Source organism: Ruegeria sp. CI1 (assembly GCF_056536925.1).
Genome location: NZ_JBQFQP010000016.1, coordinates 93,030 through 102,033, shown reverse-complemented (window position 1 = coordinate 102,033; position 9,004 = coordinate 93,030). Strand labels below are relative to the sequence as shown.

General features: G+C 60.2%; 5 protein-coding genes, 2 tRNA genes and 1 pseudogene. 4 read left to right on the top strand and 4 right to left on the bottom strand.

The window, feature by feature from the left end:
* From ACR0LZ_RS17915 to ACR0LZ_RS17905, 3 genes and pseudogenes are all read left to right on the top strand, one after another.
* The coding region (locus tag ACR0LZ_RS17915; RefSeq protein ID WP_480751323.1) for a hypothetical protein at positions 1 to 474 on the top strand (474 nt) is incomplete at its 5' end.
* A 284-nt stretch (positions 475 to 758) separates the two neighbouring features.
* Positions 759 to 834: transfer RNA gene (locus tag ACR0LZ_RS17910), tRNA-Thr, on the top strand.
* A gap of 127 nt (positions 835 to 961) precedes the next feature.
* A pseudogene (locus ACR0LZ_RS17905) lies at positions 962 to 1,284 on the top strand (transposase); the annotation flags it as partial.
* Between the two features lie 436 nt (positions 1,285 to 1,720).
* Here ACR0LZ_RS17905 and ACR0LZ_RS17900 read toward each other — a convergent pair.
* From ACR0LZ_RS17900 to ACR0LZ_RS17885, 4 genes are all read right to left on the bottom strand, one after another.
* The gene (locus tag ACR0LZ_RS17900; RefSeq protein WP_480751321.1) at positions 1,721 to 2,644 is read right to left on the bottom strand and encodes an alpha/beta hydrolase; all 924 of its coding nucleotides are present in this window, start codon (positions 2,642 to 2,644) and stop codon (positions 1,721 to 1,723) included.
* 11 nt (positions 2,645 to 2,655) lie between these two features.
* Positions 2,656 to 4,545, bottom strand: coding sequence for an acyl-CoA synthetase (locus ACR0LZ_RS17895; RefSeq protein ID WP_480751320.1), 1,890 nt, complete (start codon positions 4,543 to 4,545; stop codon positions 2,656 to 2,658).
* Between the two features lie 150 nt (positions 4,546 to 4,695).
* Entirely contained in the window at positions 4,696 to 6,516 is a 1,821-nt protein-coding gene (locus ACR0LZ_RS17890; protein WP_480751318.1) for an ABC transporter transmembrane domain-containing protein, read from the bottom strand.
* A 135-nt stretch (positions 6,517 to 6,651) separates the two neighbouring features.
* A tRNA-Gly gene (locus ACR0LZ_RS17885) sits at positions 6,652 to 6,725 on the bottom strand.
* Between the two features lie 519 nt (positions 6,726 to 7,244).
* On the opposite strand from ACR0LZ_RS17885, the gene ACR0LZ_RS17880 reads away from it, so the two are divergent.
* Positions 7,245 to 8,888: a hypothetical protein gene (locus ACR0LZ_RS17880; protein ID WP_480751316.1), complete on the top strand. Its 1,644-nt coding sequence runs from the start codon at positions 7,245 to 7,247 to the stop codon at positions 8,886 to 8,888.
* Positions 8,889 to 9,004: the final 116 nt, after the last annotated feature.

The following is a 9,004-nucleotide window of genomic DNA, read 5'->3' as shown; positions in this document are numbered from 1 at the left end:
CCCATCATCGCCTCAGTTTGTCGCCTCGCTTCGCAGCCAATCCAGAACTCAATCCGTCCCAGCCGCTCCATCCAGCCCCCCAACAGCACCTCAGCGCCGCCGGTGAGGGGCTATTTACGTACTCCCATCGAACCTTGCAACCCCTCTTTTCAAAAAAAACACAAAACATCGCAACCTCAGTTAAAATCATTATTTTTCAATCAGGTAAAAGAACTTCAGAAACCTGACGCCGGCAATAAAGCGCGAAACTTGATGAAAAAAGGAAAGCCAGCGCCGACTCGGCCACGCAAAGGCGGAATACGGTGCCTCGCGCATATCGGCTTTTTGCGTTGCCGCAGCACGCTCACCGGTGCTGATTGTCAATATACCTGTAGCGAGCATGGCAATTCAAAAGGCATGAATCCGCAGATCAAAGCCGTTCAACAACATCGAGGATATTCTCTCTGGCGCCCGACCCATTCGTTCTTTCGTTAATCGGGCCTGGCTCAAATTCACCCGCGCCCACGCTTGCAGCCTCAAGGGCATGCAGCGCCACACGACCCAAATATCAGCTAGCGTCGCGAATATGCGGGAGACCAACATGAAACCGCTTGTCTCTGTTACGGGCCAGTACTATAGAGAGGCCCGGCGCGATCGCATCCGACTTGGAACAAGAAACTGCACATGATCAACGCCCGACTCGCCAAGGACAGATTTTGTCCGAGAGACAGGGCCACTGCTCAGCAGCCAGTGAAGATGGGAAGGCCGTACAAAAGGTTGCCGCTGTAGCTCAGCTGGTAGAGCACGTCATTCGTAATGATGGGGTCGGGGGTTCGAGTCCCTTCAGCGGCACCAGTTATTCCCTGAAAACAATAACTTAGAAAATGCGTGACGCTCATAGAGCGAAAGTTTCAATGTATCTACAATGAGGTGTGGCGCAGGTTCTAGGGCAACGAGGTGCACGTCTCCGTCTACCCCTTGCGCCAAGCCGTTCTTCGCCGGTCCCGAGGCGGTGCTGGCCTGTCTGTGCCGATACACCCATCGGGTGGCGATCTCAATTCAGCGCTTGGTCTGCGCCGGCGATGATACCGTGGCCTTCCGCTGGAAAGGCTACCGGATCAAATCGGGTGATTGCATGAAGGTCATGCGGCTCGACACGGGCGAGTTCATCCACCGGTTCCACATGCAGCCCTGCCCGATCGGTACCACCGCATCCGCCGCTACGGCCTGCTGGCAAGCGCCGCCCGCAAGGCCAACATCGCGAAGATCCGCACGTTGCTGGGCGAGGAAGCGACCGCGCAGGAAACAGGCCGCATGATGAAACGCCCGGCGATCCCATCCACCGCTCACCGGTTGCTTCGGTCAACTCGGCCGACCCCCCTTGTCCGCGGTGATGAGGAATGCCGCGCAGAAGGCGCCATCCCGCCTCTATCGCGCATAAATTCAGACCAGACCCACAGGCGGAAATCGCAGTCGGCTGCCTCAAGATCCAACACCATCGCCGCCTTCGCATTCACAGCCCCAGCCGACAGCGCTCTTTCCCCATTGGCAGAACCAAAACACTGCGGCTTCCTCCCTGAGAGGTTTGTCAACGCGAGCCGCGGTCAGTTCCAGCCAATCCCGCACGCAAGGGCCCGCGTCGAAAATCCTTCATTTTTCCAGACGTTTTTTGCATGCGCAGCCCTTTTTTGTCAGATGACCTGAAGGTCAAAGTCATCTGGCTTTCTCCTGCCTTACGGGATCAATCGTAGGACCAGATCCCCTGCCCCAGCGCTTCGATGGCGACGGTGATCCGTTCGAAACTGTCACGGGCGCGCCCGACGGAGGTTCGCGCCCGCAGATACCCGTGAACCAGCCCGGCTTCGTTGATCCACTGAACCAAACCGTCCGTTTCCTCGATCCGGTCCCGATAGGCTTTTCCATCGTCGCGGAGCGGGTCGCAATCGGCGGTGAAAATCACCGTGGACGGCAGGCCGGAATAGTCCTGATCCTGCAACGGTTCATAGGTCGGATCACCGGACGGTTCCGCGTCTTCGTGGCGGATTCTTTTGTAGAAAAGCACGTCGTCGCGCGTCAGCATCGGTGCTTGCGCATGTTCGATGTAGGAGCCGCTTTCAACATCTCCGCCCAAAAGCGGATAGATCAGGACCTGCCCCAGGATGCTGTCCAGGCGCCCGCGCGCATGGTGGGCGACACAAGCCGCCAGAGTGCCCCCGGCGCTGTCACCGGCCAATATCAGCGGCTCTGCAAATTCGGAGGCGGCCCATTCCACCGCGGTCCAGCTGTCCTGAAACTGGGCCGGGTGGCGGTGTTCCGGGCACAGGCGATAGTCCACGGCGACCACCCGGTAACCGGTCTGGGCGCAGATATCGGCGCAGGTATCGTCGTGGCTGTCCAGCCCGCCCAAAACGAACCCGCCGCCATGGAAATAGACAACTGTCCTCGTCGGATCACCTGCCGAATAGACGCGAACCGGAACGCCATTTGCCGCCCGGTCCTCGGATTCGACGCCATAGGGGCGTTCCTGGCGGAACTGGCGGCACATCTCGTCATAGACGCGCCGTTGTTCGGCAATCGACAGAGTTGCCGCGTCTTCCGGGTAACTCTCGGCCGTTCGAGCAATGAAGGCCCAGGTTTCTTCGTCGATCAGACGCTCATAGTCCATTGCCCCTCCGCTCAGGCTGCCCATTCCCAAGGCCGGGTAAAGGTACCCAGAACCTTGTTGACATCGTCCTCGGAGGAGCCGTTCGCGTCAAGCAGCGCGACAAGGCCGCGTTTCTTGTCGTCATCGACGGAGACGACGCGTGCGGCTACACCGGCCTTTTCGAGAGCACCGTTGTAGACGCGGGTGATTGCCTGTTTGCGCAGTTCCGGCTTGAACACCTTGCCCACGGCGGTCTTGGGCAATTCAGGCAGGATGGTCATGTGCTTGGGATGCGCCGCGCGTTCGTGGACGTGGATCTTGCAGTATTCCAGCAATTCCGCTTCGGTCACGGTCTTGCCCTCGACAAGCTCGACAAAGGCGCAGGGCACTTCGCCGGAATGCGCATCGGGCTGTCCGATGGCGCCGGCAAAGGCCACCGCTTCGTGACCCAGCAGCGCCTCTTCGATATCGGCGGGGTCGATGTTGTGGCCGCCGCGAATGATCAGATCCTTGGCGCGGCCGGTGATCCACAGGTAGCCGTCCCCGTCGAACCGGCCCAGATCGCCGGTGCGCAGGTATTTGTCGAAGTGATAAAGGTTCTTGTTCTTGTCGACCTCGGTATAGGTGTTTCCGGCATAGACACCGGGGTTTGACACACAGATCTCGCCCACCTCGTCCGTAGCGCATTCGCCCGGCCCGTCCGGTCCGTCCCTGAGGATCTTCACATCCGTGTAGGGGAACGGGATACCGATCGAGCCGATTTTCTTTTCACCATCCACCGGGTTGCACGAGACCAGGCATGTTGCCTCGGTCAGGCCATAGCCTTCGACGATGGTCACGCCGGTGGCCTGTTCGAATCGGCGGAAAAGTTCCACCGGCAGCGGCGCCGAACCGGAGAAAGCGGTTTTCACGCTGGAGATATCGGCATCGACCGGGCGTTGCATCTTGGCCGAGATCGCCGTCGGGACGGTGATGATGAAACTGACCTTCCAGCGTTCGATCAGCTTCCAGAAATTGTCGAACACACCATCGCCGCGATACCCGGCGGGCGTCGGGAATACCACATGTGCACCCGAGGCGACGGCGGCCATGACGATGACGTGGCAGGCAAAAACGTGGAACATCGGCAGCGGGCACATGATGATGTCCTCTTCGGAGAACAAAAGCGTATGACCAAGCCAGCCGTTGTAGATCATGCCCGAATAAGTGTGCTGCGCCACTTTCGGCATGCCGGTTGTGCCGCCGGTATGGAAATAGCAGGCCACCCGATCCTGAGCGCTGTCCGCAAAACCGAGCGTCGTGGGTTGTTTCGCCAGTTCCTTGTTGAAATCCAGATAGTCGGCGTGGGCCAGATGTTCCTTGTCTTCCAGTTTCGGGCGGATGAAAGGCACGATCCAGGATTTCGGCGGCGTCAGGTACCGGTTCAGGTCGATCTCCAGCACCGTATTGACGTGCGGGGCGTGGCGCACCGCCTCGGCCACTTTTTGCGCCACATCCGTTTTCGGAAAGGGTTTCAGCGTGACCACGATCTTGGCATTGGTTTCGCGCAGGATGGCGGCGATCTGTTCGGGTTCCAGCAGCGGATTGATCGGGTTCACGATCCCGGCCACTGCGCCGCCCATCATGGTGATCAGCGTTTCGTTGCAATTTGGCAGGACATAGGCGACCACGTCCTTTTCGCCCACTCCGAGCGTGCGGAACAGGTTGGCGGCCTGATTGACCTTACCCAGCAGATCGAACCAGGTCAGCGTTTCGGCCTTGTCCTTTGCGCCGGACAGAATCTGGAAACTGATCGCCTTGTGATTGGGAAATTTGGCCGCTGTCCGCGACAGCAACTGGTGAAATGTCACCGGCAGATCACGGTCCTGCCAGGACATCTCGTTTTCAATACGTGCCTTGTCTTCCTTCCCAACGAATGCCATGCGGCTCCTCCCCTTATTGTCCCAGCCTGGCGCGGGTTTTCCACCCCAAGATGAGAGCAAATTCCCGCCAGTGCAAGCGAGGGTTAACGGGAGGGATTCGGGATGGATAGAATGACGCTGCGGCGATTGGCAAAGTGCCGGGGCGTCACCTTATTCAGCCGCGACACCATCGGTGAATTGCAGCCGCGCCAGTCGCGCATAGAGGCCGTCCTGCGCCACCAGATCGGCATGGGTGCCCTGCGCCACGATGCGGCCTTCCTCCATCACAACGATGCGGTCCGCCTTTTTCACGGTGGCCAGACGGTGCGCGACGATCAGCGTGGTCCGGCCCGCGCTGAGTTCATCGACCGCGCCCTGAACCGCGCGTTCGCTTTCGGCATCAAGGGCTGAGGTCGCCTCGTCCAGCAGCAGCACCGGGGCGTCGCGCAGGATGGCGCGCGCGATGGCGATGCGCTGTTTTTGCCCGCCCGACAGCATCACCCCGCGTTCGCCGACGAAACTGTCATAACCTTCCGGCAGGGCGGCGATGAAATCATGCGCTGCTGCTGCGCGTGCGGCATCTTCGACCTCGGTATCGGTTGCCTCGGGGCGGCCAAAGCGGATGTTTTCGCGCGCCGACGTTGCAAATATGACGGGGTCTTGCGGCACCAGGGCGATGTGACGGCGGAAATCCGATCGTGCAAGCGTGCGCAGGTCAACCCCATCCAGCGTCACCGCCCCCTGATCGGGATCATAGAAGCGCTGGATCAACTGGATCACGGTGGTCTTGCCAGCCCCGGATGGGCCGACGAAGGCCACGGTTTCCCCGGGATTGACGGCAAGGGTCATCTCGTCGAGCGCCGCCACCTCGGGTCGTGACGGATAGCGGAAGCTGACATTGTCAAAACCGATGGCGCCTTTGACAGGTTGCGTCAGCGAAACCGGGTTTGCAGGGTCGGTGACGGCATCCTGCGCGTTCAACAGTTCGACAAGGCGTTCCGTCGCGCCGGCGGCGCGTTGCAGCTCGCTCCAGATTTCGGACAGCGCGCCGACCGATCCGGCCATGATCACCGAATAGATCACGAACTGGATCAGCGTGCCTTCGGTCATGATCCCGGCGCGCACGTCGTTCGCACCCATCCAAAGGACGCCGACGATGCCGGTGAAGACCAGAAAGATCACGATGACCGTCAACACGGCTCTGGTATGAATTCGGCGCAGCGACACCGAGTAAGAGGTTTCGGTCAGGTCCGAGAACTGTTTGCGGCTGGCGGTTTCATGCGTGAAGGCCTGTACCGTCTGGACTGCGCCCAGCGCCTCGCCGGCATTGCCCGACGAGGCGGCGATCCAGTCCTGGTTTTCGCGGCTTATGCCGCGCAGGCGGCGGCCCAGAACGAGGATCGGCACCACCACGACCGGGATCAGCAGCAGAACCATCGCCGTCAGCTTGGCCGAGGTCAGCAGCATCAGCACCAGACCGCCCAGGAACATCAGCATGTTGCGCAGGGCGATGGAGACGGAAGACCCCAGAACCGACTGGATCAATGTCGTGTCGGTGGTGATCCGGCTGAGCACCTCGCCCGTCATGATCCGTTCGAAGAATTCGGGGCTCATCCCGATCACCCGGTCGAAAACGGCCTTGCGGATGTCGGCGACGACGCGCTCACCCAGCCGGGTGACAAGCATGTATCTGACCCCGGTGCCCACCGCGAGAATCGCGGCGATTCCCAGCGCGGCCAGAAAATACTGGTCCAGCAATTCGCCGTCTTCGATCCGGAAATGATCGACGACCCGCCGTACGGCCAATGGCAGCGTCAATGTCATGCTTGCGGTGACGACAAGCGCCACGGTCGCACCGAACATCAGCAACTTGTAGGGCTTCATGAACGGCCAGAGCGATGCCAGAACGCCCAGTTTTTTCGAGACGGCCCGCTCTTCGCTGGCGCCGGGTGCCGGGGTTGCTGCCGATTTTGCCGCGCGGTTCCTTGCCATGTCAGGCCCTTGTCGTCTTGTCCGTCATAATCGCATGCTTCATGGCCGCAGCGCCGCATGGGGTCAAGGCAAAGGGGGCGAATCCTCGATGCAAAGACCGTTTTTGCCGCAGCGAACTGGAAAGATGGGCTGAGTTGGAGCGGGTAGACGGAATCGAACCGACATAGCCTGCTTGGAAGGCAGGGGCTTTACCATTAAGCTATACCCGCTCAGCGTCTTGGCTGATTATGTCACCGCCATGGGATCGTCAAGCGGGAAATCCATCGCGCGCGTGCCTTCTTTCGATCCGGTTTGCGCGGCACTCTTAAGATGACAGAACGGGTCTCGTGTGTTCAGATGGGTTTCCAAGGAGCTACGATTTCTCACCAAGTCGATCTGCGGGCAATTCCATGAGCAAGCCGTTACCGCGCAAGACCCCTGAACCGAAACCGGCAAAACGGCGGTGCCACCGATGTCACGGCTCGGGCCGGTCACCCTGTCAGATCTGCAGCGGTTCCGGTCAGGTTTTCAAAAGAAAGGATATTCAGGGCAAATCCCACTACGACCGCTGCACCGGATGTTTTGGACTGAAAATGACACGTTGCGTGACCTGCGGCGGTGAGGGGTTCCTCTGACGGCTGGTCAGGCGTTTCGGCAATGATCACGGTTTTGTGGTATCCTTGCCCATCCGCCGGTCGCGCAGCCAACAGGCCGCGTTTGCAGACTGGCCTTTTGTGGGGGCGCATATCATGACAGATTTTGACTTGGGAACCTATTCACGCAAGATCACCACCTCATCACCCGAAGCACAGCGATTGTTCGATCAGGGGCTGATCTGGCTGTATGGGTACAATCACGAAGCGGCGGCGGAGTGTTTTCAGAAGGCCGCCGATATTGACCCCGGCTGCGGCATCGCCTTTTGGGGCGTCGCTCATGCGATTGGCCCGAACTACAACAAGCCGTGGGAGTTCTTCGAGCCGGACGAGCGTGTTGCAACGCTGAAGCGGGCACATGAGGCGATTGCCGCCGCGATGGCGGCGCGTGACAAGGTTTCCCCGGTCGAGACGGCCTTGATCGAAGCGCTGGCAGACCGGTTTCCGACCGATCCGGAGATCGAGGATTACGGCCCGTGGAACGACGCCTTTTCGGATTCGATGCGCAAGGTTTACGCGGCGCACAACAAGGATCTCGACGTGGCCTGCATCTTTGCCGAGGCGCTGATGAACCGGACCCCCTGGCAGCTTTGGGATCTGGCCAAGGGCGAACCCGCCGAAGGCGCCTCGACCGTCGAGGCGCTGGCGGCGCTGGAAACCGCGTTTGACACCCTGCCAGGCGCCTGGGACCACCCCGGTCTGCTGCACATGTACATTCACCTGATGGAAATGTCGCCCACGCCCGAAAAGGCGCTGCGTCATGGCGACCGGCTGGTCGATCTGGTGCCCGACAGCGGGCATCTGGTGCATATGGCGACCCATATCGACGTGCTGTGCGGTGACTATCAGAACGTGGTCTGGCGCAATCACCGCGCGGCACAAGTGGATCGAAAATACGAAGCGATGGCGGGGGGTGAGAATTTCTATACCGTCTACCGCATCCACAACGTCCATTTCGAAGCTTATGGCGCGATGTTTCTTGGACAGCCGGATAAGGCGTTGGCCGCGTCCGAAGAGTTGATGCGAATGTTGCCGGACAATGTGGTGCGGTTTTTCCCGGACCTGTTCGAATCGTTTTATGGCAAGAAGATTCACGTGATGGTGCGGTTCGGGCAATGGCAGGACATCCTTGACGAACCCTTCCCCGAGGATCGTGAGCTTTACAGTTACACCACCGCCGCCATGCATCAGGCGCGGGCCATTGCGCTGGCCAATCTTGGCCGCGCGGACGAAGCCAAGGCCGAGCGCGAACGCGCGGTAGAGGCACGCAAGGCGGTGCCCGAGGGACGTCTGGTGTTCAACAACACCGCCGAGGACGTGCTGATGATCGGCGAAGCGATGATGGATGGCGAAATCGCGTTCAAGGCCGGGGACCGCGAAGGCGGGCTGGCGCACCTGCGCCGCTCGGTCAAGCTGGACGACAGCCTGGTCTATGACGAGCCGTGGGGCTGGATGCAGCCGACCCGGCATGCGTTGGGCGCGCTGTTGATGGAAGACCAGAAGTTCGAAGAAGCCGAGGCGGTTTACCGTGCCGATCTGGGGCTGGACGACACGCTTGCGCGCGCCTGCCAGCATCCGCGCAACATCTGGAGCCTGCACGGCTTGCACGAATGCCTTGTGCGGCGCGGCGAACTGACCGAGGCCAAGCATATCAAACTGCAGCTTGATCAGGCCGCGGCACGGGCGACCGTGCCGGTGCATGCCTCGTGTTATTGCCGCAGTCGAGCCAAAGCGGCCTAGGAGCCTTCCTGCCTTCCGATATGAAATGACCGAAATGCCGCCCCGTGTTCGGGGCGGTATCTTTTTCGGGCGACTGAAAAAACTGTGGAGCCCGGCAAAGCAATTGTCACTTGCCT